General features: G+C 50.6%; 28 protein-coding genes. 23 read left to right on the forward strand and 5 right to left on the reverse strand.

Annotation, left to right across the window (positions count from 1 at the left end; translation table 11 throughout):
- Positions 1-38: 38 nt before the first annotated feature.
- From OH31_RS05755 to OH31_RS05800, 10 genes are all read left to right on the forward strand, one after another.
- The gene (locus tag OH31_RS05755; protein ID WP_019882121.1) at positions 39-407 is read left to right on the forward strand and encodes a VOC family protein; all 369 of its coding nucleotides are present in this window, start codon (positions 39-41) and stop codon (positions 405-407) included.
- Positions 408-658: 251 nt separating this feature from the next.
- Positions 659-1,348 (forward strand): aquaporin Z, encoded by a 690-nt coding sequence (gene aqpZ / locus OH31_RS05760; RefSeq protein WP_024929986.1) that lies wholly within the window; start codon positions 659-661, stop codon positions 1,346-1,348.
- A 129-nt stretch (positions 1,349-1,477) separates the two neighbouring features.
- Complete coding sequence (locus OH31_RS05765; RefSeq protein WP_024929987.1) at positions 1,478-1,906, forward strand: EamA family transporter; 429 nt, start codon at positions 1,478-1,480, stop codon at positions 1,904-1,906.
- A 166-nt stretch (positions 1,907-2,072) separates the two neighbouring features.
- Positions 2,073-2,711 (forward strand): hypothetical protein, encoded by a 639-nt coding sequence (locus tag OH31_RS05770; RefSeq protein ID WP_242402209.1) that lies wholly within the window; start codon positions 2,073-2,075, stop codon positions 2,709-2,711.
- A gap of 70 nt (positions 2,712-2,781) precedes the next feature.
- Entirely contained in the window at positions 2,782-3,009 is a 228-nt protein-coding gene (locus tag OH31_RS05775; RefSeq protein ID WP_242402210.1) for a hypothetical protein, read from the forward strand.
- Positions 3,010-3,197: 188 nt separating this feature from the next.
- Positions 3,198-4,397, forward strand: a complete 1,200-nt coding sequence (locus OH31_RS05780; RefSeq protein WP_024929990.1) for a PQQ-dependent sugar dehydrogenase — start codon at positions 3,198-3,200, stop codon at positions 4,395-4,397.
- Between the two features lie 109 nt (positions 4,398-4,506).
- On the forward strand, positions 4,507-4,812 hold the full coding sequence (locus OH31_RS05785; protein ID WP_024929991.1) for a hypothetical protein: 306 nt from the start codon (positions 4,507-4,509) through the stop codon (positions 4,810-4,812).
- 7 nt (positions 4,813-4,819) lie between these two features.
- Positions 4,820-5,227: a hypothetical protein gene (locus OH31_RS05790; RefSeq protein WP_024929992.1), complete on the forward strand. Its 408-nt coding sequence runs from the start codon at positions 4,820-4,822 to the stop codon at positions 5,225-5,227.
- Between the two features lie 45 nt (positions 5,228-5,272).
- Entirely contained in the window at positions 5,273-5,605 is a 333-nt protein-coding gene (locus tag OH31_RS05795; RefSeq protein WP_198289784.1) for a YnfA family protein, read from the forward strand.
- Positions 5,606-5,613: 8 nt separating this feature from the next.
- Complete coding sequence (locus OH31_RS05800; RefSeq protein WP_024929993.1) at positions 5,614-5,916, forward strand: MliC family protein; 303 nt, start codon at positions 5,614-5,616, stop codon at positions 5,914-5,916.
- A gap of 33 nt (positions 5,917-5,949) precedes the next feature.
- On the opposite strand, the gene OH31_RS05805 is transcribed toward OH31_RS05800, so the two are convergent.
- The 3 genes from OH31_RS05805 to OH31_RS05815 form a co-directional block, all read right to left on the reverse strand.
- On the reverse strand, positions 5,950-8,370 hold the full coding sequence (locus OH31_RS05805) for a TonB-dependent receptor (protein WP_024929994.1): 2,421 nt from the start codon (positions 8,368-8,370) through the stop codon (positions 5,950-5,952).
- A gap of 77 nt (positions 8,371-8,447) precedes the next feature.
- Positions 8,448-9,470, reverse strand: coding sequence for a FecR domain-containing protein (locus tag OH31_RS05810; RefSeq protein ID WP_242402212.1), 1,023 nt, complete (start codon positions 9,468-9,470; stop codon positions 8,448-8,450).
- A gap of 24 nt (positions 9,471-9,494) precedes the next feature.
- Positions 9,495-10,007, reverse strand: coding sequence for a sigma-70 family RNA polymerase sigma factor (locus OH31_RS05815; RefSeq protein ID WP_024929996.1), 513 nt, complete (start codon positions 10,005-10,007; stop codon positions 9,495-9,497).
- A 114-nt stretch (positions 10,008-10,121) separates the two neighbouring features.
- Between OH31_RS05815 and OH31_RS05825 the strand changes: the two genes are divergently transcribed.
- Entirely contained in the window at positions 10,122-10,529 is a 408-nt protein-coding gene (locus OH31_RS05825; RefSeq protein WP_242402213.1) for a hypothetical protein, read from the forward strand.
- A 76-nt stretch (positions 10,530-10,605) separates the two neighbouring features.
- Here OH31_RS05825 and OH31_RS05830 read toward each other — a convergent pair whose 3' ends face one another.
- The gene (locus tag OH31_RS05830; RefSeq protein ID WP_024929998.1) at positions 10,606-11,439 is read right to left on the reverse strand and encodes an outer membrane protein assembly factor BamD; all 834 of its coding nucleotides are present in this window, start codon (positions 11,437-11,439) and stop codon (positions 10,606-10,608) included.
- A 47-nt stretch (positions 11,440-11,486) separates the two neighbouring features.
- On the opposite strand from OH31_RS05830, the gene rluD reads away from it, so the two are divergent.
- The 6 genes from rluD to rimO all read left to right on the forward strand — a co-directional run bounded on the left by rluD (position 11,487) and on the right by rimO (position 16,950).
- A complete protein-coding gene (rluD, locus tag OH31_RS05835) occupies positions 11,487-12,596 on the forward strand; it encodes a 23S rRNA pseudouridine(1911/1915/1917) synthase RluD (RefSeq protein WP_024929999.1) in 1,110 nt (369 codons plus the stop codon).
- Complete coding sequence (gene pgeF / locus OH31_RS05840) at positions 12,596-13,324, forward strand: peptidoglycan editing factor PgeF (RefSeq protein WP_024930000.1); 729 nt, start codon at positions 12,596-12,598, stop codon at positions 13,322-13,324. The genes rluD and pgeF overlap by 1 nt, the downstream gene beginning before the upstream one ends.
- Positions 13,325-13,490: 166 nt before the next feature.
- A complete protein-coding gene (locus tag OH31_RS05845; protein WP_024930001.1) occupies positions 13,491-14,138 on the forward strand; it encodes an HAD family hydrolase in 648 nt (215 codons plus the stop codon).
- An 11-nt stretch (positions 14,139-14,149) separates the two neighbouring features.
- Entirely contained in the window at positions 14,150-14,575 is a 426-nt protein-coding gene (locus OH31_RS05850; RefSeq protein ID WP_024930002.1) for a hypothetical protein, read from the forward strand.
- Between the two features lie 110 nt (positions 14,576-14,685).
- Complete coding sequence (locus OH31_RS05855) at positions 14,686-15,603, forward strand: ZIP family metal transporter (protein ID WP_024930003.1); 918 nt, start codon at positions 14,686-14,688, stop codon at positions 15,601-15,603.
- A 12-nt stretch (positions 15,604-15,615) separates the two neighbouring features.
- Positions 15,616-16,950, forward strand: a complete 1,335-nt coding sequence (rimO, locus tag OH31_RS05860; RefSeq protein WP_024930004.1) for a 30S ribosomal protein S12 methylthiotransferase RimO — start codon at positions 15,616-15,618, stop codon at positions 16,948-16,950.
- Between the two features lie 75 nt (positions 16,951-17,025).
- Here rimO and OH31_RS05865 read toward each other — a convergent pair whose 3' ends face one another.
- Positions 17,026-17,361, reverse strand: coding sequence for a hypothetical protein (locus OH31_RS05865; RefSeq protein WP_201768560.1), 336 nt, complete (start codon positions 17,359-17,361; stop codon positions 17,026-17,028).
- Between the two features lie 128 nt (positions 17,362-17,489).
- On the opposite strand from OH31_RS05865, the gene gltX reads away from it, so the two are divergent.
- The 6 genes from gltX (at position 17,490) to OH31_RS05895 (ending at position 22,704) form a co-directional block, all read left to right on the forward strand.
- Positions 17,490-18,896, forward strand: coding sequence for a glutamate--tRNA ligase (gene gltX, locus OH31_RS05870; protein WP_024930006.1), 1,407 nt, complete (start codon positions 17,490-17,492; stop codon positions 18,894-18,896).
- Between the two features lie 110 nt (positions 18,897-19,006).
- A complete protein-coding gene (hfq, locus tag OH31_RS05875; protein WP_019882148.1) occupies positions 19,007-19,249 on the forward strand; it encodes an RNA chaperone Hfq in 243 nt (80 codons plus the stop codon).
- 3 nt (positions 19,250-19,252) lie between these two features.
- Positions 19,253-20,380, forward strand: coding sequence for a GTPase HflX (hflX, locus tag OH31_RS05880; RefSeq protein WP_019882149.1), 1,128 nt, complete (start codon positions 19,253-19,255; stop codon positions 20,378-20,380).
- A gap of 27 nt (positions 20,381-20,407) precedes the next feature.
- A complete protein-coding gene (gene hflK, locus OH31_RS05885; RefSeq protein WP_019882150.1) occupies positions 20,408-21,598 on the forward strand; it encodes an FtsH protease activity modulator HflK in 1,191 nt (396 codons plus the stop codon).
- Between the two features lie 23 nt (positions 21,599-21,621).
- A complete protein-coding gene (gene hflC / locus OH31_RS05890) occupies positions 21,622-22,491 on the forward strand; it encodes a protease modulator HflC (RefSeq protein ID WP_019882151.1) in 870 nt (289 codons plus the stop codon).
- 33 nt (positions 22,492-22,524) lie between these two features.
- Positions 22,525-22,704 (forward strand): DUF2065 domain-containing protein, encoded by a 180-nt coding sequence (locus tag OH31_RS05895; RefSeq protein WP_024930007.1) that lies wholly within the window; start codon positions 22,525-22,527, stop codon positions 22,702-22,704.
- Positions 22,705-22,796: the final 92 nt, after the last annotated feature.

A 22,796-nucleotide genomic window follows, 5' to 3' on the forward strand; every position in this document is an offset into this window, starting at 1 on the left:
TAGCGGGCTAATCAGCAAAAAATCCGGGAAATCTCATCATGTCTAATCTCACCGTTACAGAAATCAAAGCCTTCGTTCCCTCCAAGAATTTCGAGCTTTCCAAGCAGTTTTATAAAGACATGGGTTTTACCATGGCATCAGAAGGCGGCGGCGTGGCTTATTTTCATTACGCGCATGTGAGCTTTTTGTTGCAGGATTTTTGTGCGGATAATCTGGCCGAGAATTTTATGATGCATTTGCTGGTGCATGATGTCGACGCCTGGTGGGACAAAATACAAGAGAGCGGCATTATTCAGACCTATGGTGTCAAAGTATGGCCGATTCAGTTGCAAAGCTGGGGCATGCGCGATTTTTGTATTGCCGATCCATCCGGCGTGTTATGGCGTATTGGGCAAAATGTGGATTGATCATTAAACATATGATGGTTAAGGGATTTTTAAAGGTCGGCAGTTGCCGGCCTTTTTTATTTTGGGCGGGTGTGATGCCTGGCATGTGATATTGGGATAGTGCTATTTAATATTTTTTAACAGATCGCATCTGCAGGGGCGATAGTTTGCTATATTGAGCGCACAGCATGCTGTGAGTCGGTATCAGGTGTCGAGTCAACACACGGGCATGTTGAGTAAACCATCGGCTATTTAAAAAAGGAGAGGGCGCAATGAAAAAATATGTCGCAGAGTTTTTTGGCACATTTTGGTTGGTGATAGGGGGCTGTGGTAGTGCCGTGTTGGCAGCGGCTTTTCCGGATGTAGGGATCGGCTTGCTGGGGGTATCGCTGGCGTTTGGGTTGACCGTGCTGACCATGGCATTTGCCATTGGGCATATTTCTGGCTGTCACTTGAATCCGGCCGTGTCTATCGGGTTGTGGGCGGGTGGCCGTTTTCAGGCCAAAGAATTGCTGCCGTATATTGTTTCGCAGGTATTGGGCGCGATTGTGGCCGGTGGCGTATTGTATGTGATCGCCAGCGGCAAGGCGGGCTTCGATGTGACCGCAGGCTTTGCCTCTAATGGCTATGATGCGCATTCTCCTGGCGGCTACAGCCTGCTGGCGGCGTTTGTCACTGAGGTGGTCATGACCATGATGTTTCTGGTGGTGATTATGGGTGCCACCGACAAGCGCGCGCCACAAGGCTTCGCACCGATTGCGATTGGCTTGTGCTTAACCTTGATACATTTGATCTCCATCCCGGTTACCAATACTTCGGTGAACCCTGCGCGCAGCACTGGCGTGGCCGTGTTTGTTGATGGCTGGGCGATTTCACAGCTTTGGTTATTCTGGCTGGCGCCGATTGTAGGCGCAGTGTTAGGGGCGGTCATTTACCGTTTTATCGGTAGCGAGAAAGCCTAATCACGTTTTAGTTAAAAAAGACTGGCTACGGCCGGTCTTTTTTATTGCTATGCAAACAAACGTCATCTCTTTAACAGCCATGAGCGCACTTGCTATACTGGTCTCTTACAAAATTTGGGAGTTGCATTTATGGTGAGTCAATGGTTGTTCTGGGCGCTGCTGTCAGCCTGCTTTGCTGCACTGACGGCCATTTTTGCCAAGATTGGTATTCAGGGCGTAGATTCTGATTTTGCGACCTTGATTCGCACGGTGCTGATTACGCTGGTGCTGGCCCCGTTCGTCTGGCTGGCGGGTAAATGGAGTAATCCATTCACGCTACCCGGCCGTTCACTGGTTTTTCTCAGCTTATCCGCTTTGGCCACTGGAGGCTCGTGGATTTGCTATTTTCGTGCGCTGCAACTGGGCGAAGCCTCCAAGGTCGCGCCGGTGGATAAGTTGAGCCTGGTGCTGGTCGCGGTGTTTGCCTGCCTGTTTTTGGGCGAGCGCTTAAATGCACGTGAGTGGCTGGGCTTAGCGCTGGTGGCTGTCGGTGTGCTGGTGCTGGCAATCAAACGTTAGCGACACATTCACACAGGCATAGCTCAAACTGGCTATTGCAAAGCTGGGAGATTCATTTATAAACAGGGTTGGCTATTGCAAACCATGTGGCCCCGGCAGGGGCTTTTTTTATGATATCAATCACTTTGAATGAGTGATCTGTTTTCGCAGACCAGAAAGAGTAAGAATGACGAATCAGCGTCGATTAATGGCCTATCTGTTTGTTGCCTGCCTGCCACTGCTGGTAGCTAGTTGTTGCAGCACAGTGCCTAGCACGATCATCCAGGCGCCTGTTGTGAAGCCCAAATCCGCCTCACAAGCGGCTTTGCATGTGATCGGCGTTTACCAGGGGCAGCTGCCGGAAACCGCGGATAAACGACCATGGTGGGCGCAGTGCCAGGCGATGAACGAGGCCGCAGTTAAATCAGAACCTTCCATTATGAATACGTGCCAGGCATTGTTAAATCCTGGACGAGATCAGCGCACGATTACCGTGAATGTCAGTGATGAGACGACGCCGATTATTTTAGGCTTGATGGCTTATGAGGGCGTCACCTGGCAGATTAACACCACGCCTGGCGTGGTGATTGAGAAAGTGATTCTTGCCGGGTATCACCAACAGCGCATTCAAGGGGTCGGCGATGCACAGGTTGACGTGTATAGTTACGACAATAGCCCTTGTGATCGTTGCGTGCAAAAAGGGCGCTATTTTTATTCTTATGAGCGTGTGCCGTTCGAAATGGAAGTCGCTGCCGGCGTCAGGGCCAGTTCATTTCAAGGTAATTACACGGGTGGCACTTACCAGATATTTAAAGGCATGCAGTAGATCACTGTTGCCCAGAGGCATATTGTCTTTAAAGATAAAGCGTTTTAAATTTTTGTGCTTGGAGTCTGAGTTGTTACGTGGTTTGATTTATGGTTTAAGTATTTTGCATCTGGGGCCTGGCTTCGCTTTTGCGGTGGTTGCCTTTGGCTGTGAGGATGCATTTTCTTTCTTGCAAGCGGTTTGTCAGCAGGATGCATTTGCGGCGTTTATCAAGCTGACATTGGCTGCCTGGGGCGTAATGATTTTGGCCTTGCTGTTGAAAATAATAGCTACAAATTACATTAATAAAAATAAATAAATTGTTGATTTATATTGGTATTAAATCCTAAATAATAAGGTTTTGTAAACTTTTTTGGGATGGGGGACTCGAAAAGAAGCTAGCTAACGGAGAGTCTTGTTTTGCATTATTCTAATCAGCGATGTTCAATCGCGAACGCTGCCCTTGGGGCATTCAGTGTCATTATTGCTTTGTGTCTAAGTTGTGTATTGCCAGTCACGGCGTTGGCCGGTGAAGATGTGGTGCCCGGATTGTTGCTGTCTGGAAGCGAGGCGGCTGAGGCTGACAAAGAAGCCAACAAAGCCCCCGAGCCACCCAGGATCAGTTCTGTGTTTGGCACGCAAACCCTCAAGGAATACAAACTACCCTTTGAAGATCAGTATCCGTCCGGCCCTTTTGAGCGGCTGGATAAAAAACTATTCTTGTTTATCAGCAAGTGTGGCGAAGTGTTTTTCGTGCGCCAGAACGACAGCATGGAGTTGGTGAAGCCAGGCAAAGCCTTGGCTAAGTTTATCCCTGGCGGCGAAACCTCGGCTGACGAAAGCAGCAGCAAGCAACTGGTGTATTGCCGGGAATTGTCTGGCGTTAAAGACTCTTTGCTGGTGGGGAAAACCCTCTATGTGGCTTATACCGCCTGGGATGAGGCAAGTAATGGTGTGCGGCTGGCCGTGAGCGAGTTTGAGGTCGATGTCGAGAATAGTGAAGTCAGCTTTGACCGTGAGATTTATATCAGCCGCCCAGCCATTAAAGAGCCTATTTTAGGCCATCAGGTAGGCGGCAAGTTGGCGCTGGGTGAGAATGAGCGTACTTTATACCTTAGCCTCGGCGATTTTTCCAAGCCAGACCGTGTGCAGGACAAAACGACCTCCTTAGGCAAAGTGGTGCGTATTGATTTGCAGCGCCTGAATGCTGAAGTCTATGCTTCCGGTTTCCGCTCGCCTTCAGGCGGCTTGTATTTTGACCGTGAAAGCAATGAGCTATGGCTCACTGATCATGGCCCCCGTGGCGGTGATGAAATTAACCTGATCAAACGCGGCAAAAACTATGGCTGGCCGATTGTCAGTTATGGCACGATCTATGAGCGCGATGGCATGAGCGGCTATTATGGTAACAAGTTTAATAGCCATGAAGGCTACGAAAAACCAGCAATGACGTTTGTGCCTTCGATCGGTATTGGTCCCTTGGTGAAATATCCCTCTACCGGCCGCAATGACTTCTGGGATAACGATCTGTTTGTTGCAGGCATGGGCAATACCACCTTGTACCGCGTGCGCAAAGAGGGGACTTCGCTGGTCTATGCCGAGCCGGTATTGAGCGGCTATCGTATACGTGCCATCCAGATTGACCAGAATGGCACCTTCTACCTCAAGACTGACCATAATCAACTGCTGATTTCAGAGCAGGAGTAATTCGGCTTGCGCCGCTGCTTGCAAAACTGTCCCTTGCCCGGGCATGCAATCTGTCATACATTGTGAGCAGGTAAGTTCACACGTCTTTTGCGACAAAGGGGAGGGTGGTATGGCAAAGTTTATCCCAGGGCAGGAAATCAGAACCAACACGGCTAGCATTGAAGTCACGGTAGATGCGACGAATTCTCTGCCACCGGGGCGGCATCGCTTCCGCCTGGTGGTCGAAGACGACGCAGGTAACCAGTCAGAGCCAAGCGAGGTGGAAGTTATCGTGGTGGATAAAACCCGGCCAACTGCAGTGCTGGATGCCCCTGTTTCTGTTTCTTTTGGCGCGTCATTTACCCTGTCCGGTGCGCGCTCATTTGATTTGCCACCAGGCAAAATTAGCAACTACCGATGGCTGCAAATTTCTTGAACGTGTGATGAAACCTACGCAAAAACTATCTCTGGTGGCCTTGGCTGGCGCCATATTGGCGGTTTGCTTCGAGATTATTGCCGCCAGCAGTTTACGTTTTTTAAGCCAGCGCGCAGGGTTACTCATCACTTTGTGGACGGTGATGCCTTATGTCATTCTGTTTGCTGGCAGGTATTTCTTTCACCGCTGTGATATCCAGAAACAATGGTTGAGGTTTGCCGTGTTCGAGGTGCTGGTTGTTGCATGGGTATATGGCCAGACCTTGCTCATGTATCCTGATGCACAGGAAGGGCTGATTTTTCTGTTTTTGCCCTTATTGCAGGCGGTGTTTAATCTTGCGGCTGGCGTATTACTTTACTGGCTGCAATACAGGCGCGTTGCAAAGGGCATACTCGATGCGGCAGGGTGTGCATAAAGGCCGCGTGGTCATTTAGCTGCTCCATTCATCTTCTGGAAAAGAATTCTTTTGCTGAAAACACTATTTCTATTTGCACTGACCGCTGTGGCTGAAATTGTTGGCTGTTATTTGCCTTATTTGTGGTTAAGGGCTGGTAAAAGTGCCTGGCTATTAGTACCCGCTGCACTCAGCCTGGCATTGTTCGCCTGGTTGCTGACGCTGCACCCAACGGCGGCTGGCCGTGTCTATGCCGCTTATGGCGGCGTGTATATCGGCGTCGCGATTATCTGGTTGTGGCTGGTGGATGGCATTAAACCTTCCGGCTGGGATATGCTGGGGGTGGCAGTCGCCATGTTGGGTATGGCTATTATCATGTTTGCGCCGAGGCCAGTATGAGTTTGGTGATGATTTTGCTGCGCAGTGCATGTGTTGCCTCGGTACTTGCGGGATGTGCTGTCAAGGTGCCGGTAGTAAGCTCCGAGGCAGTGGTGTTTGATTGCCAGAATGGCGAAGTCTTACGGGTGCGCTTTGTGGCCGAACCTGCCAGCGCGGTGCTGATGCGTGCACAAAGTGAAATCAGCTTGCCGCAGCAGCCTAGTGGCTCTGGATTTATCTACAGCAATGGGCCGAATACCATCCGTGGCAAAGGCAATGCTTTGACGGTAGAGATTGGCCGCATGCTCCCTATTCAATGCCAGGCCAGATAATCAAAGGCCTGCCCGGCAGGCCTTTGTGTGGCATTAAAAGTCTATTGTTGCTGAAAGCAGGGCCGTGCGTGGGGCGCCCATGGTAATAAAGCTGCGTGATACCGAGTTCCAGTAGTTTTTATCAGCCAGGTTCATCACATTGGCACGCAGGGTGACTTTGTTGCCAGAGATATGTGTGACATAACGCGCGCCAGCATCAAACGTAGTCCAGCCTGGGATGCTTTGTGTATTACCCGCATTTGCCTGTGCTTCGCTAAAGCCAGAAATGCGGCCAGTCAGCGAGAGACCAGGCACGGCAAAAATATCATATTCACCGTTAATCACCACATTGACTTTCGGCACGCCAATCGCATCTTTGCCGTTGTTGATACCGTCTTGTGTCTTTGTTTGTTCGGCATCAATGAAAGTGACGCCGCCAAGCAGGCGTAATCCACTCAAGGGCTGGCCAAACGTTGAAAGCTCCAGGCCGCGGTTGCGTTGCTCGCCGTCATCGACCAAACGGTTGGATATGGTATATGTATTAGGCTGTGTAATTTGAAAAACGGCAGCGGTGACACCAAAGGTGCCTGCATTGTATTTGACGCCAATCTCATGTTGCTTGGCGACAAAAGGCGGCAATTGTTCGTCATGATTGACCGCTGTGCTGGGTGCAATGGCGCCTTGAGATAAGCCCTCACTGTAATTGCCATACAAAGAGTAATTGCCGAGTTTGACCAGTAGCGCACTTGTGGGGGTCACTTTGCTTTCATCATAAGCGTCCACTTTAACCCCGCTTTTAAAAATCCCGCTGTAAAGTGTTTGCTGACGTGCACCCAAGGTGAGCAACACATTGTCTTGCACAAAACCGAAGGTGTTGATGAGCCCAATGCTGTTTAATTGCAAGTCGCCATTTTGTGGAATCACACCAAAGTTAACGGTAGGTTTGGGCAGGTTAGGACTTTGATAGATATTGCCGGTGTATTGCGCCGTGGCATGTGCGACGGCACCCCCAGCGGTACGGTTAAAGTCGTTGTAGACAAGTGCATAATTGTTGCTGACACTGCCCAGTTGCTTAAAACCACGCAAACCTACCTCGTAGGTGTCAACCTCATACCAGCCTCGATAACCACCGACACGTGCGGTGAAGTCGCCCGCACTGTTGATGATGCGGCGTCCTTGTGAGCCCGCATAAAAATATTCTTCATTGCCTTTGGCTTGCCCGTAGTTAATGTAAGCAGTCAGGGCGGGCGTGAATTCGTATTCGACTTTCGTCATCCAGTAATGTGAGTCGCCTTTAAAGAACTCCCAGTCGTTGACAAAGTTTTTATCATTTTGCGGGGCACGCGGTAACGCAAAACCCGTGTCATAAGTAATATTGGCTGAATAGCCACGGGTTAAACGATCCTGGCTTGCCAGGTCGAAGCTGGCGGTGAGTTTTTCACCGCGGTAATCCACCGCCAAAGAGCCAATATGCATGCGGTCTGATTGGCGGCTGATCGGCGTGTCGCCATCACGTGCCAGCACATTCAGGCGTACGCCCCAGGCATTGTCTTCACCAAATCGGCGACCCAGATCAAGGTGTCCGCCAAACTGGCTGTCTGAAATATAACTGGCGGTAAAGCGATTAAGCGGTGTGTCGCCAGCGCGTTTTGAGACCAGGTTGATATTGCCACCCGTGACGCCAAATGGGCTGCTGCCATTGAGCATGGAAGCCGGGCCTTTTAATACATCGACCCGTTCATAAAAGTCAGGCGCAATACGGCGCAGGTCGGTCATGCCATATAAACCATTGATGCCCACCTGGTTGGTAAATAAAGGGAACCCGCGAATATGATAGGTTTCACTGTCGCCATATTCCGCCATGGCGCTGCGGGTAGAAGGATCTGCAGCAATAATATCAGCCAGGCGTCTTGCTTGTTGGTCAAGCACGAATTCTTCAGTGTAGCTTTGTGTGCTAAACGGTGTTTCGAAAATATCGACATTGCCAAGAATACCCATGCGGCTGGCTTTTGCCACTTGGCCACCTGCAAAGGGCTGAGACAGGGTGTTAGTGGCGCGTGAACGGCTTGCGCTGACATTGACTTCGGGTAAGGTGTCGGTGTGTGCAGCGACTGGCCTTGGCACAATAATGATGGCGCCATTCGTGGCTTTGGCTTCTAAAGCGGTATCTTTCAGCAATTGTTGCAGGGCTTGCTCGCGCGTTAACAATTTTTTGATGGCAGGCACCGTTTTGCCTTTGACCTGGTTTGCATCAAAGGTCAGGGTAATTGCTGATTGTTTTGCTAAGGCATTGAGAGCATCTTCAAGCTTGCCTGCTGGTAATTTGAAGTCAAATACCTGATTTTCTTCGGCATAGGCCGCGTTGGAGTAGGTGACGGTGAAACCAGCACTCACACTTGCAATCAATGCCGCATGCAAGGCGGTTGAAATATGTTTGCGGAAAAATGGTTTTTGTTGATGTGATTGCCCGGGCATTGCGTTAAACCTCTGTGTAAATGAGAGAAATAACCCTATGCCGAATAACTGGGCAAAAACCCGCAGATTTATTGGAATTATTTTTTTCTGATAAGCAATTGCCCGTGCTGCCGGGTGATGTGGATAGGCAAGGTGTGGCCCAATGTTTGTAAAGCATGTTCGGCCGGGTCATTACGATTGAGCTGAAATACGCCAGATACAACCAGGTTGCCGGTATTGTCTTCATAGCTGAGTGGCAGCGCTTGATAACGTGAGAGCTCGGTCATCAAGTGCTCTAAGCACATTTGTTTAGCGATAATGACGCCATCTACCCAAGCCATTGGATCAGAATGCGGTGTCTCAGCTTTAATTGGTAAAGCGCTTGCCCCTTGCATGCGGTAGGTGTCATTGGCGTATGCTCTGACTTCTGGCTGCTGCGCGACATGCATGGCCACAATCCCCTCGGCCACATGCAGTTGAGTGGTGTTTGCTTGCTGGTATACCGAAAAGCGGGTGCCTATGGCTTCAAATTTTGCCTGCGCCGTATTGACCCAGAAGTGGCGACGTCCAAACAACGCGTCAGTATCGTGGCCGGTGATGAGATAGACTTCACCGTGGTTGAGCACAATTTCACGTTTCAACAGGGTGTATCGCACATCTACACTGGAATTGGTATTCAGCATGAGTTGCGTGCCATCTGCCAGTTGGAACGTCGCGCGCTGACCAATGTGGGTGGCATAGTGTATTGGCTGTTGCCATGGCGAAACTTGATTGATCAGTAAGGCGGCTGCAAGCAGTGTGACCGTCGTCATCGCCAACGCTTTGAGTTTAGGCTTGCGCTGCCTTGCCGTGATAGTTTGTGCATCAGCACGCGCAATGGTGTTCGCGACAAGCTGCCTGGATTGCGTTGGAATAGCTGTGAAATTTTGCTCCATGGCATGCAGTGTTTGCCAGGCGTGCTCATGCATGGGATCAAAAGCCCGCCATTCCTGAAAACGCTGTTGGTCAACATCGCTTGCTGTACCTGAATTTAACTTGACTGACCAGGCGATCAATTCATCCATAATGTCAGGGGGGATGCTGGCAGATGTACTGATTGGGCGAGCGTTGAGTGTAGGCATGGGGCGTAGTTTGCTTGGGATGTATTAAGCGCGCGGCACGGTTAATAGGTGGCGTAGTGCCTCGGCCATGTAAGTTTCAACCGTACGCAAGGAAATACCGAGTCGCATTGCAATTTCAGGATAGGTCAGTCCTTCCAGTTTCGACAGTAAAAAAGCATTGCGCACATTCGGTTTTAGTCCACGGAATAAGAGATCTATCTGTAGCAGGATTTCAAGCATGGCAAGATGCTCTTCTGGGGAGGGCGCCAAGGATACTGGTAAATGCCTGATCGCGTCCAGATAGGCTTGTTCTAATGCGCTTTTGCGAAATTGATCCACCATCAGCCCATGCGCCACGGTGCTCAGAAAAGCCCGTGGCTCCTGAATGTGCGTCAATGTGGATGGTTTGGCAACCAGCTTCAGGAACGTATCATGTGCAAGATCATTCGCATGATGAACGCAGCCAAGACGTCGTTTTAACCAATTGACCAGCCAAGTGTGGTGCGCATGATAAAAAGTGCGTAGCGCTTGTTGAGGAGTAGCATCCGCTGCGGGCATGAGGGTTTGTTGATGTAATGATAACTATTCTCATATAATATGCATGGAGCATACGACTGTCAACCAAGCACGGGTGACAGGCATTCTGTATGATTGGCATCTATGATGATACGCATGCTTGTTTTTCTGTGGACATTACCAACGACCTTGATAGGCCTGGCTGCTGGTCTGCTGTGGATATTATTGGGGGCGAAGGTACGCATCAGCCATGGCGTGGTTGAGGTGCATGGTGGCCGGATGGCAACGTGTATGTTACAGCTGGGTGGGTTCGCTGCCATGGCCTTGGGGCATGTGATTATCGGCTGTTCGCCTAGCGTATTGGATCAGTTGCGCACGCACGAACATGTGCATGTCAAGCAAGCTGAGCGCTGGGGGATATTGTTTATTCCAGCTTATTTGCTGGCAGGGTTGTGGCAGCTATCGCGTGGCCGACATGCTTACTATGATCATCCGTTTGAGAGAGAAGCTTTTGCGGCAGAGCGCGCGGAAGGTTTTGCTTGTGATCAAAAAGGGGTTGAGTAGTGTTGTTTGACGTAATAAAAAACGCCAGCTTGACTGGCGTTTTTGGGGTGCTAAATAAGCAACTAAATCAACAGGTTTAGTACAAACTTTCCCAGAATTTCCACCAGACTTTTTCATCTTCATTAATTTTGCCGGTGATCATCGGATTTTCAGGGTAATTGGTTTTCAAAATACGCAATGTATCACCTTTCAGGTCAGCCATATCCATCGCATCGTAGGCGCTAATCATGGTCACCAGGGCGTCCTCCACTGAGCTGGAGTTCGGGTAGGTTTCCAAGACATATCTGGAGCGGTTGAGTGCTGCGACATAGGCTTTGCGTTGCATGTAGTAACGTGCCACGTGCATTTCGTGCATGGCCAAGGTATTCACCAGGTAAATCATGCGCTGGGTCGAGTCTTTGGCATAACGGCTGGTCGGAAAACGCTCAACCAGTTCCTTGAATGCGTTAAATGACACGCGCAGGGTTTTCGGGTCGCGGTCGTTGATTTCCTGCTTGGTGTATTTCTCCATAATGCCGCGCTCGTTAAATGTCGCCAGGCCTTTGAGGTAATAGGCGTAATCGAGGTTGGGGTGGTTAGGATGTAGCTTGATAAAACGATCAACGGCGGATAAGCACAGCACTGGCTCAGATTTTTTATAGTAGGCATAAGCCACTTCCAACTGCGCTTGCGTGGCATAGGCGCCATGCGGATAGCGTGCTTCCAGTTTCTGGAAATATTCAATGGCTTTGTCGTAGTTTTTGTCGGCCATTTTCTCCTGGCCTGCAGCGTAGAGGCGTTGTTCTGCCCAGCCCTTGGTCTCATCTGGCGGGTTCGGATTGCCGAAAATGGCACAAGCACTCAAAGCCAGCGCGGTGATCAAAATAAAAGCACGCGTGAACAGGGTGTTAAGCGGTAAAATGCGAAGCATGTTGTTTAATGTTGTTTTATCAAAGGAAACTCAGGGCATTATAACTGATGCTGTTTGAAAATATGAAAGAAAGCGCCTCCTTACATCTGGTCGTTCCTGGCAATCTTGGCGGGCAGCGTCTCGATCTGGCTTTGCAGCAAATGTTGCCGGATCATTCTCGCAGCCGATTACAGGCTTGGATCAAAGAAGGGCTGGTCTTGCTGGATGGCAAAGCACCAACAGCTAAAACCAAAGTCTGGGGCGGTGAGACGCTGGTCGTCACGCCACCTAAAAATGCACAGGAAAACGCATTTGAGCCTGAAGATATTGACTTGAATGTTGTCTATGAAGACGATGCCCTGATCATTATAAACAAGCCAGCCGGGCTGGTGGTGCATCCGGCTGCCGGTAACTGGAGCAGCACGCTGCTCAACGCCTTGCTGTTTCACTGGCCGTCACTCAAAGAAGTGCCGCGGGCAGGTATTGTGCACCGGCTGGATAAAGATACCAGCGGTTTGCTGGTGGTGGCCAAAACGCTGGAAGCGCAAACCAGCCTGGTGCGCCAGTTGCAGGCCCGTACTGTTAAGCGCGAATACCGCGCGATTGTGTGGGGGCAGTTGTGGCGTAACGGCAAGGTCGACCAGCCGGTTGGCCGCCACCCGCATCACCGTACCAAAATGGCGGTGATCCGTCGCGGCCGTCCGGCCATCACGCATTACGAAATCCTTGAGCGCTTTGGCACCAACACTTATCTGCGCTGTAACCTGGAAACTGGCCGTACGCACCAGATCCGCGTGCATTTGCAGCATCTGAAAGCGCCCATGGTGGGGGATCCGATGTATGGCATCGGCAATATTATTCCGCACAAAATGATGACGCCAGAACTGCGCGAGGTGATTGGCAACTTTAAACGCCAGGCGTTGCACGCTATTAAATTGGGCTTGATCCACCCGGTCACCAATGAGCCGATGGAATGGCAGATTGAATTGGCCGACGATATGCGTGAGTTGCTCGAAGCCATGCGCGTGGTCAAGCCGGTGGAAGAACTGCCGCCCCCGGATTTTAATGTCGATGAAAACGGCCTGTTTGTTGGCGACGATGACGAAGATTGGGGCGACGACGACTTTGATGATGACGCCGAATTGGATGGTGAGGATTGGGCTGACGAGGACGAATAATGACTGGCTTAGCATTCATCACGCCTGACTGGCCCGCGCCTGCCAATGTGAAAGCCTTGCAAACTACACGCAATGGTGGGGTGAGCATGGGCGTGTATGCCAGTTTGAATTTAGGCGATCATGTCAAAGACCAGCCACAGCATGTGGCGGCCAATCGGCAATTATTGAGCGCTTATATGCCCAGCGAACCGGTATGGTTGAACCAGGTGCACGGTGTGCGGGTGATTGACGCCGCTTTGTCCTCCTGCCTGGAAAGTGCAGATGCCAGCTTCACCAGCCGTAAACAGGTGGTGTGTGTGACCATGACCGCAGATTGCCTGCCAGTGTTGCTCTGTGACCAGGCCGGAACGGCCGTGGCAGCCATCCATGCGGGTTGGCGAAGTTTGTGCGATGGCGTGATTGAAGCGACCATCGCTGCCATGCCGGTGTCGGCTAATCAACTCATGGCCTGGCTGGGGCCCGCCATTGGCCCGGAAGCATTTGAAGTGGGCGGTGAAGTGCGGGCGCAGTTTATGGCGCAAGATACTCAAACCGAGCTTGCTTTTAAGGCCAAAGGCGATAAATGGCTGGGAGATTTATACACCATTGCCAGGCAGCGTTTGCAAACATTAGGCGTGACGCAGGTATATGGTGGCGGACGCTGCACCTATAGCGAGCCGGAGACTTTCTTCAGCTTCAGGCGTGATGGGGATACTGGCCGCATGGGTAGCTTTATCTGGCTTGAATAAATTTCTTGCCACAGAGGTCACAGAGCGCACAGAGAAAAGCACTTTTAGTGAAGCTGCCTAGGAGAGGCCACCATAAAGATGGTCTTTAGGTTTTCCTCTGTGTTCTCTGCGACCTCTGTGGCTAAATAATAAAAAAGTCATTCTTACGATTCACTCACAGTATTTTATGAAACAGCATTTAATTTTTGATTTAGACGGCACATTGATTGATTCTGCGCCAAGCATCCTGCATTGTTTTGGCCTGGCGTTCAGCACCACCAATACGCCTTTGGCAGCACCGTTGACGCATGATGTGATCGGCCCGCCGCTGATGGAAACACTGAAGCGGCTTTCAGGTAGCGAGGATGCTACCTTATTAAACACACTGGCGACGGCTTTCAAGCAACATTACGATACCGCCGGTTGCTTGCAGTCCGTGGTGTTTGATGGCGTGCCAGCCATGTTGCAGAAACTGCAAGCACAGGGCTACCAGTTATATATTGCGACCAATAAGCGCTTTTACCCGACCGAAAGAATTATGGCGCATCTTGGCTGGCAGGCGTTTTTCACCGGCGTGTATGCATTGGATTATTTTAACCCGCCACTTAAATCCAAAGCTGAGATGATAGGGCGCGTGGTGGCAGACAACGGTTTGGCGGTAGACGATTGTTTGTATATTGGCGACCGTCTGGAAGACGGCATGTCAGCCGATGCCAACCAGATGGATTTTGCGCTGGTGAGCTGGGGCTATGCGGGCGATGTCGCCATGCGTAAACCACACTGGCAAAACTGCGCCAAGGTGCAGGACCTTGCTGGTTTAATCTCAACTTTATAGACTTTTTCATTATGCTCAAACGATTACGTGTTCGGCGCCATCCGGCAAGCTTTAGTACGGGTGTTGACCCTTTGTTGAGTGGTCAACGGGTCTGGCCGAATATTTTGCTGGTGGTTAGTCTGACGACATTAATCGCTGCGGGCATGTATCTGGATTGGGATGCCCGCGTATTAGCAGGCGTGGCCGTGCTGGTCGGTTTGGTGTCCGGGCTGTTTGTCTGGCTGGTAGGCTTGATCGGCCTGGTGCCACTGATTGGTCCCATTATCGTGAAAGTGCTGAGTTTCGGTTTTATCTGGTTGCTGAATGCGATGGGTTATCTGGTTTCTTATGTCGTGATCCGGCGCGGCTATTCACGTGATGTGCTGACTTATCGCGGACTGACCATGGCCTTATTGATCGGTATTGTCATTGGCTATATCGTGGCGCAGTTTATTTAGCGCTTGATCGCCTGCTATAACCTAGGTTCTGGTAAAGGTTAACTATTTGTTTATGCTTTGTTTTTTTGATAACTCACGTATAATGCGCGCCTTCCAGCGATAAACACTGCATGATTGCCTTGACCACATTACTTTCTGACATTTCACCCTTTACCGGCATGGTGCTGGCTTGTTTGCTGGGCGGAGTCTTAAGCGTCTGTGTCGCCGCGATCTTTGCGCTCAATGCCAAAAAACATTGGGTGCCTTTGTTGGTAAGTTACGCCATTGGTGCCTTGCTGGCTGCCGTGTTTCTCGAAATCTTGCCGCATGCGATTGAAACCAGCCCCAATATAGAAGCCATGACCGCCACCATGCTGTTTGGCGTGTTGTTGTTCTTTACCCTGGAAAAACTGGTGTTATGGCGCCATTGCCATGGTGAGCATTGTGAAATGCATGCCATGCATGATGAAGCGCATTGCCCTGAGTTACATCCGGAACAGCTGGCGGGCAAGAAACCACAAGGTGCGATCAAATTTAAATTGCCACAGGCTCAGCCAGCGCAGGTCGTCGGGCATAATCATGGTCATGCGCACGATGGCGGCCGCAGTGGCTTGATGATTATGGTTGGCGATACCTTTCATAATTTTGTCGACGGTATCCTGATTTGTGCGGCCTTTATGGTTGATATGCAAGTCGGGTTGGTGACGGCATTGGCGATTATTGCGCATGAGATTCCACAAGAGGTGGGTGATTTCCTGATTTTGCTGCACTCCGGCTACAGCAAGAAAAAAGCATTCTTGTTTAATATAGGGTCCAGCCTGGCAACCCTGGCAGGTGGTTTACTGGCCTATCTGGCCTTAAACCTGGTGCAGCAATGGGTGCCATATATCCTCAGTTTGGCTGCCGCCAGCATGCTGTATGTGGCCGTGGCCGATTTGATTCCGGGCTTGCATAAACGCACGGCGTTGCGCGATACCCTGAGTCAGTTATTGTTAATTGTGTTGGGTGTGGCATCGGTCGCCCTGACCAAATGGTTGGTAGAAGGTTAAGAGAGAATCATTATGCAAAGTTCGCCTAAAGTCGGTTTTGTCTCCCTAGGTTGTCCTAAAGCCGGGTCTGACTCCGAGCGCATTTTGACCCAGCTGCGTGCTGAGGGCTATGAAATCAGTAATAGTTATGAGCAGTCTGACCTGGTGGTGGTCAATACTTGTGGCTTTATTGATTCTGCCGTGCAGGAATCACTGGATGCAATTGGTGAGGCACTCAACAAGAACGGTAAAGTGATTGTGACTGGCTGTCTGGGCGCCAAAAAAGACGTCGTTACCGGTGCGCACCCCAGCGTGCTGGCGGTGACTGGCCCGCATGCGCTGGAAGAAGTCATGGGCCACGTCCACACACATCTGCCCAAGCCACATGATCCTTATATTGACCTGGTGCCGCCACAAGGCATCCGCCTGACGCCTAAGCATTATGCTTACCTCAAGATTTCAGAAGGCTGTAACCACCGTTGCAGCTTCTGCATTATCCCGAGTATGCGTGGTGACCTGGTCAGCCGTCCGATTGGTGATGTACTCAACGAAGCCGAAAGCCTGGTCAACGCCGGTGTGTCAGAAATCCTGGTGATTTCACAAGATACGTCAGCGTATGGCGTGGATATGAAGTTCCGTAAAGGCTTCTGGAACGGCCGTCCGGTCAGGACCCATATGACTGAACTCAGTAAATCACTGGGCGAGCTGGGTGTGTGGGTGCGCTTGCATTATGTCTACCCTTATCCGCATGTGGATGATGTGATTCCGTTGATGGCGGAGGGCGCGATTTTGCCGTATCTGGATGTTCCGCTGCAACACGCCAGTCCACGCATTCTCAAATCCATGAAACGCCCGGCCAGTAGCGAGAACAACCTGGCGCGTATCAAGGCCTGGCGCGATATCTGTCCTGAAATCGCCATCCGTAGTACTTTTATCGTCGGCTTCCCGGGTGAAACCGAAGACGACTTTAAAATGCTGCTCGACTTTATGGAAGAGGCACAGCTGGATCGTGTGGGTTGCTTTGCCTATTCTGCCGTCGATGGTGCAGTGGCGAATGCCTTGCCGGATCAGGTGGCTGAAGAAATCAAGCAGGAACGTTTAAGCCGCTTTATGGAGGTGCAAGAGCGTATCAGCGCCGCTAAAGTAGCTGCTAAGATCGGTAGCCTGCAAACCGTGTTGGTGGATGAGCTGACTGAAGATGATGAGGGCAATGTCATTGCTATCGCGCGGACGAAAAGTGATGCGCCGGAAATTGATGGTATTGTTTATCTGCAGGATGCAGATGGCTTGAATCCGGGTGATTTTGTCGATGTGCAGATTGTGGACTCGCAAGGGCATGATTTGATCGGTGCGCCGCCAGAGGATTAAGCAGCCAGGATGTTATCCGCTGGATCAAGTCGTAAAAAATGCCGCTATTGCGGCATTTTTTATTGTTGATGTCGCTTAGGCGATCACTGCCGGTCGTTCACAATCGGCGCGCTCGGCAAATACATCTAGCGTAAACGGGCAGCGCTTGAGCTTTTGTTGCGCTGTTTTGCGTTTGCCAGCCTGTTGCAGGTTGACGTAAGGCGTTTGGCTTAAACGCACATAGCCGGATTGCAGCAATTTGCTGGCCGTGGTTTCAAACTGGCTCAACGGGTTATCCATATTTTGCAAGGTAATGCCTAGCTTGTGCACGGCGACCACATGATAAATCGCACTGGTCTGGCCAAGTGCGGCAGGTTTGCCATAAAGCTCGCCGACATGAATATCGTTGCTGAAAGTAGGGGATTGCGTCATGGCTGCATCATATCGCGTTTGCCTGCTGGCTTCAATCTGGTTGCGGCTGTTTTGCACCAAGCTTAGGAGTCAGGCAGGAGTGCGGCTGCCATGTTAAAATGGCAGGCTTGAGCGTTCAGAGAGTCATCATGTCACCAGCTGTTAAAACCCGTTTTGCACCTAGCCCTACCGGATATCTTCATATTGGCGGCGCACGTACTGCCTTGTTTTCATGGGCGTATGCCAAGCGCCATGGTGGACAATTTATCTTGCGTATTGAAGATACCGATGTCGCGCGTTCAACACCAGAGGCGGTGCAGGCGATTCTGGATGGCATGGCATGGTTGCAACTGGATCATGACGAAGGTCCGTTTTACCAGATGCAGCGCATGGATACTTACAAGAAAATCATCCAGAAAATGCTGGATGAGGGTCATGCTTATTATTGCTATTGCAGCAAAGAAGAGCTGGATGCCTTGCGTGAAACGCAAATGCAGCAGGGCGTAAAGCCGCGCTATGATGGCCGCTGGCGCCCGGAGGCCGGTAAGGTCTTGCCGGAGGCGCCCAAAGATGTACCGCCTGTTGTGCGCTTTAAAAATCCGACCACTGGTGTGGTTGCATGGGACGATATGGTCAAAGGCCGTATCGAGATTGCCAATGCCGAGCTGGATGACCTGATTATTGCGCGTGCTGACGGCACGCCCACTTATAATTTCTGTGTCGTGGTCGATGACTGGGAAATGGGCGTGACGCAGGTGATCCGTGGTGATGACCACGTCAATAACACGCCGCGTCAGATCAATATGTTGCAGGCTTTGGGCGCGCAAGTGCCTCAATATGCGCATTTGTCCATGATCCTCGGTGATGACGGCCAGAAATTATCCAAGCGCCATGGTGCGGTGAGTGTGATGCAGTATCACGAAGACGGTTATCTGCGTGAAGCGGTGCTTAACTACCTGGCCCGCTTGGGCTGGTCACATGGTGATGATGAAGTATTCAGCATGGAGCAGTTCTGTGCGTGGTTCGATCTGGACCATATCACGCCTTCTGCGGCGCAGTTTAATACCGAGAAACTCAACTGGCTCAATGCACATTACATTAAAAGCTTGCCACTAGCGCAAATTGCGGACGAAGTGAAGCCGCGCCTGGCTGCGCTGGGTATCACGGAAACGCAGTCGCCAGACTTGCTGGCGGTGTTGAATTTATACCGTGAGCGGGCTAACAACCTGAATCAACTGGCAAAAGAAATTGCGTTCTTCTACCAGATGCCTGCGATCAATGAAGCAGATGCGACCAAACATATCCAGGAAGAAACGTCTGCCTATATCGAAAGCTTTTTGCAAAAGACTCAAGATTCTGCCTGGACTGCCGATAACTTACACGATGCGCTAAATCAGGTCGTGGCTGAGCAACAGATTAAATTTCCCAAATTGGCCATGCCATTACGGGTCGCTTTAATCGGGATTGCACAGTCGCCCAGCATTGATCAGGTGATGTCAATATTGGGTAAAGAGGCCTGTTTGCAGCGTATTCGCGCATTATTTCCAAAAAAATAAGGTGCGGGGATTGAAATTGGAACAAATTAGTACAATCATAGTCATTATGAGGGATTGGTGTTCAAGATAATAAAACTCCAATACGATTAAAACAAACAAGGAGCAATTCTATGAATAATAAAGGCCAAATGTTACAAGACCCTTTTCTGAACGCCTTAAGAAAAGAACACGTGCAAGTGTCTATTTATCTGGTTAATGGTATCAAGTTGCAAGGTCAGGTTGACTCTTTTGACCAATATGTGATTTTGTTAAAAAATACAGTGACCCAAATGGTGTACAAGCACGCCATTTCAACCATCGTTCCAGCGCGTCCAGTCAGTTTGGCGCCACACGAAACAGCACAAGAATCTTAATGCATGTTTGATAGGCCAAGCGGCGGAGATGCCGTCGTTCTGGTCAGCGTCAATTTTGGTGATGCTGACTACGAAGAAAGTTTGCAAGAACTCCGCCACCTCGCCGGCACTGCCGGATTGAATATCTCAGCGACGCTGGAAGGCAAGCGTCAGGCACCCGATCCCAAATATTTTATCGGCTCTGGTAAGGCAGATGAGCTCAAGGCATTGTTGGCCGCGCACGATAGCAAAGTGGCTGCCTTTAATCATGACTTGAGCCCGTCGCAGCAGCGCAACCTCGAAAAACTGCTCGAAGCACGCGTGGTTGATCGCACCGGTCTCATCCTGGATATTTTTGCCCAGCGTGCGCAGTCGCACGAGGGTAAGTTGCAGGTAGAGTTGGCGCAGCTGGAGCATCTGTCTACACGGCTGGTGCGTGGCTGGACCCACCTTGAACGCCAAAAAGGTGGTATCGGTGTGCGTGGCGGCCCAGGTGAAACACAGTTGGAGCTGGATAGACGTATGCTGCGCGTACGCGTCAAGCAACTGCGTGAAAAACTGGACAAACTCAAGCAGCAGCGCGGGATGCAGCGGCGTGCACGCAAACGCTCCAACCTGATGACCGTGTCTCTGGTCGGCTATACCAACGCTGGTAAATCGACCTTGTTTAACCGTTTAACGCATTCTGGCGTCTATGCGGCAGATCAGCTATTTGCCACGCTTGATACCACTTCACGCAAAATGCATCTGCCTGATGGCTATCCCGTGGTGCTTTCAGACACGGTTGGTTTTATCAAGCATTTGCCCACCACGCTGATTGAAGCCTTTGGTGCGACGCTGGAAGAAGCGGCACAAGCAGATTTATTGCTGCACATTGTCGATGTCGCCAGCCCTAACCGCGATAATCAAATTGAGCAGGTCAACATTGTGCTGAACGAGATTGGCGCCGCCAATGTCCCACAGGTTCTGGTGTTGAACCAGATAGACCGCATGGGCATGGCGCCAGGAATTGATAGAGACGAGTATGGTAACATCCGTACAGTGCGCGTCTCGGCACGAGAGGGTACTGGTATTGATGATTTACGCCAGGCGCTGTTGGAACATCAGCAATATTTGAAAAAACTGAGCACTGAAGAGCGTGCTTATGTTTAAAAGATCAAAAAAACACGGAGTACTAGCATGAGAAAATTCCCCGGCTTTTGGAATAAGAATAACGAAGGCCCGCCTGACCTGGATGAGGTATTCAAGGATTTGAATCAAAAGCTGAATCGTTTGTTTGGCAACAAAGGCGGACAGGGTGGCCCACGTGGCAGTTCACCTGCACCGCAACCATTGCCAGTGGCGCCTATTTTAGGCCTGGTCGCGCTTATTTGGCTGGGCTCAGGCTTTTATATTGTTGATCAGGGTTCGCGTGGTGTGGTATTGCGTTTCGGCCAGCATGTTGAGACCACCATGCCTGGTCCGCGCTGGCATTTGCCTTTCCCGATTGAAACCATCGAAAACGTGAACCTGGAGCAGGTGCGTACCATTGAAATGGGCTATCGCTCATTTGAAGGCGAGTCTGGCCGCAGCAAAGAGCTCAGAGAGTCTTTGATGCTGACCGATGATGAAAACATCATCGACTTGCAAGTTGCGGTGCAATATAACCTGAAGTCTGTTGAGGATTACCAGTTTAGCAACCGTTCGACTGAAGAAAGCGTACGTGGCGTAGCAGAAACCGCGATTCGTGAAATCGTTGGTAAAAGCAAAATGGACTTTGTGCTGTATGAAGGCCGTGATGATGTGGCGGCCAAAGCCAAAAAGCTGATGCAGGACATGCTGGACAGGTATAAATCCGGCATCAATGTGGTTAACGTGACCATGCAGAATGCGCAACCACCAGAGCAGGTGCAAGCCGCGTTTGATGATGCAGTGAAAGCCAAGCAGGATCTGGAGCGCCAGAAGAACGAAGGCCAGGCCTATGCGAATGACGTAATTCCTAAGGCGCGAGGCACTGCCTCTCGTTTGACCGAAGAGGCGGCAGGTTACAAATTGCGTGTAGAAAACGAAGCCAAAGGTAATGCTGACCGATTCGAGCAGGTGCTGTCGCAATATAACAAAGCGCCGGAAGTGACACGCCAGCGTCTGTATCTGGATGCGCAAGAGCATATATTAGCCAATACCAGCAAAGTGCTGGTAGATCAGAAGGGTGGCAATAGCCTGCTGTATTTGCCGCTGGATAAACTCATGACCATGAGTGGTGCAGGCAATAATGCGGCATCTGCACCTGCGACAACGGCTGACAAGCCTGTGCAAGAACCACAAGCCGACGCAAGCACCTCGGATCGCTCGCGTGATGCGATGAGAAGCCGCGATCGTGAATATCGCTAGATTGCCCTGAAGGAATATACATTATGAGAAATATTGGAAGTCTGTTAATCGGGGTGTTTGTTCTACTGGTGATCATTACCTCTTCGGCCTATACCGTTGACCAGCGTGAATATGCACTGGTGTTCCGTCTGGGTGAGATCGTGTCTGTCAAGAGCGAGCCCGGCCTCTACTTCAAGATGCCTATGGTGGAAAATATCCGCTATTACGACAAACGCATTCTGACCCTGAACTGGGAAGAGCCAGACCGCTTTATTACCAGCGAGAAGAAAAACGTCTTGGTGGATTCATTTGTGAAGTGGCGCATTGTTGACCCATCCAAATACTATGTGTCTGTGCGTGGGGATGAAGTCCAAGCTGAGCGTCGCCTGTCGCAAATGGTGAATGATGGTTTGCGTGCCGAGTTTGGTAAGCGCACGATTCATGATGTGGTATCTGGTGAGCGTTCCGAAATCATGGAGATTCTGCGTCAGCGTGCCGACAAAGAAAGCCGCCAGATGGGTATCCAGATTCTGGATGTACGTTTGCGCCGCGTCGACTTGCCAAAAGAGGTGAGTGAGTCTGTGTATCAGCGTATGGAAGCCGAGCGTAAGTCGGTGGCCAACGAGTTGCGTTCACAAGGTGCCGCGGCGGCTGAAAAAATCCGTGCGGATGCCGACAGACAGCGTGAAGTGATTATTGCCGAAGCTTACCGTGATGCGCAAAAGGTCAAGGGCGAGGGCGATGCCAAGGCGTCTGAAGTTTACGCACAGGCATTCGGTAAAAATCCCGAGTTCTATGCTTTTTACCGCAGCCAGGAAGCTTATAAAAACAGCTTCAAGAGCAAGTCTGACGTGATGGTCATCGATCAAAGCTCTGACTTCTTTAAATATATGCGTAGCAGTGGCAAGAAGTAATTTCTTGCCTGTGGCTGCTTAGCTGACTTGTCGATGAACTGGTGGTGGCTGATTGGTGGTGTATTGCTGATTGAAGGCTTGATGCCACTGCTGTTTACCCGCGCATGGCGTCAAACATTTGAAAAGCTATTGCAGTTGCAAGATGGCCAGATACGCTTTGTTGGCTTTGCCTCCGCGGCGATCGGCCTGCTTATTTTGTGGCTGAACCGTTAAATACCAGCTTGAAGTAAAAAAGCACGCATGATGGCGTGCTTTTTTATTGGTTTTCTACGCAAGACCTGAAGATCGCCATTGCTAAAGCCGTG

This window comes from Methylophilus sp. OH31 (assembly GCF_000576615.1).
Classification (GTDB): Bacteria; Pseudomonadota; Gammaproteobacteria; order Burkholderiales; family Methylophilaceae; genus Methylophilus.

What these genes read in the sequence shown, in the direction of transcription:
- OH31_RS05755 (WP_019882121.1), top strand. Translation starts at nt 39, where the DNA reads ATGTCTAATCTCACCGTTACAGAAATCAAAGCCTTCGTTCCCTCCAAG.
- aqpZ (WP_024929986.1), top strand. Translation starts at nt 659, where the DNA reads ATGAAAAAATATGTCGCAGAGTTTTTTGGCACATTTTGGTTGGTGATA.
- OH31_RS05765 (WP_024929987.1), top strand. Translation starts at nt 1,478, where the DNA reads ATGGTGAGTCAATGGTTGTTCTGGGCGCTGCTGTCAGCCTGCTTTGCT.
- OH31_RS05770 (WP_242402209.1), top strand. Translation starts at nt 2,073, where the DNA reads ATGACGAATCAGCGTCGATTAATGGCCTATCTGTTTGTTGCCTGCCTG.
- OH31_RS05785 (WP_024929991.1), top strand. Translation starts at nt 4,507, where the DNA reads ATGGCAAAGTTTATCCCAGGGCAGGAAATCAGAACCAACACGGCTAGC.
- OH31_RS05790 (WP_024929992.1), top strand. Translation starts at nt 4,820, where the DNA reads ATGAAACCTACGCAAAAACTATCTCTGGTGGCCTTGGCTGGCGCCATA.
- OH31_RS05800 (WP_024929993.1), top strand. Translation starts at nt 5,614, where the DNA reads ATGATTTTGCTGCGCAGTGCATGTGTTGCCTCGGTACTTGCGGGATGT.
- OH31_RS05805 (WP_024929994.1), bottom strand. Translation starts at nt 8,370, where the DNA reads ATGCCCGGGCAATCACATCAACAAAAACCATTTTTCCGCAAACATATT.
- OH31_RS05810 (WP_242402212.1), bottom strand. Translation starts at nt 9,470, where the DNA reads ATGCCTACACTCAACGCTCGCCCAATCAGTACATCTGCCAGCATCCCC.
- OH31_RS05815 (WP_024929996.1), bottom strand. Translation starts at nt 10,007, where the DNA reads ATGCCCGCAGCGGATGCTACTCCTCAACAAGCGCTACGCACTTTTTAT.
- OH31_RS05825 (WP_242402213.1), top strand. Translation starts at nt 10,122, where the DNA reads ATGCTTGTTTTTCTGTGGACATTACCAACGACCTTGATAGGCCTGGCT.
- OH31_RS05830 (WP_024929998.1), bottom strand. Translation starts at nt 11,439, where the DNA reads ATGCTTCGCATTTTACCGCTTAACACCCTGTTCACGCGTGCTTTTATT.
- rluD (WP_024929999.1), top strand. Translation starts at nt 11,487, where the DNA reads ATGCTGTTTGAAAATATGAAAGAAAGCGCCTCCTTACATCTGGTCGTT.
- pgeF (WP_024930000.1), top strand. Translation starts at nt 12,596, where the DNA reads ATGACTGGCTTAGCATTCATCACGCCTGACTGGCCCGCGCCTGCCAAT.
- OH31_RS05845 (WP_024930001.1), top strand. Translation starts at nt 13,491, where the DNA reads ATGAAACAGCATTTAATTTTTGATTTAGACGGCACATTGATTGATTCT.
- OH31_RS05850 (WP_024930002.1), top strand. Translation starts at nt 14,150, where the DNA reads ATGCTCAAACGATTACGTGTTCGGCGCCATCCGGCAAGCTTTAGTACG.
- OH31_RS05855 (WP_024930003.1), top strand. Translation starts at nt 14,686, where the DNA reads ATGATTGCCTTGACCACATTACTTTCTGACATTTCACCCTTTACCGGC.
- rimO (WP_024930004.1), top strand. Translation starts at nt 15,616, where the DNA reads ATGCAAAGTTCGCCTAAAGTCGGTTTTGTCTCCCTAGGTTGTCCTAAA.
- OH31_RS05865 (WP_201768560.1), bottom strand. Translation starts at nt 17,361, where the DNA reads ATGACGCAATCCCCTACTTTCAGCAACGATATTCATGTCGGCGAGCTT.
- gltX (WP_024930006.1), top strand. Translation starts at nt 17,490, where the DNA reads ATGTCACCAGCTGTTAAAACCCGTTTTGCACCTAGCCCTACCGGATAT.
- hfq (WP_019882148.1), top strand. Translation starts at nt 19,007, where the DNA reads ATGAATAATAAAGGCCAAATGTTACAAGACCCTTTTCTGAACGCCTTA.
- hflX (WP_019882149.1), top strand. Translation starts at nt 19,253, where the DNA reads ATGTTTGATAGGCCAAGCGGCGGAGATGCCGTCGTTCTGGTCAGCGTC.
- hflK (WP_019882150.1), top strand. Translation starts at nt 20,408, where the DNA reads ATGAGAAAATTCCCCGGCTTTTGGAATAAGAATAACGAAGGCCCGCCT.
- hflC (WP_019882151.1), top strand. Translation starts at nt 21,622, where the DNA reads ATGAGAAATATTGGAAGTCTGTTAATCGGGGTGTTTGTTCTACTGGTG.
- OH31_RS05895 (WP_024930007.1), top strand. Translation starts at nt 22,525, where the DNA reads ATGAACTGGTGGTGGCTGATTGGTGGTGTATTGCTGATTGAAGGCTTG.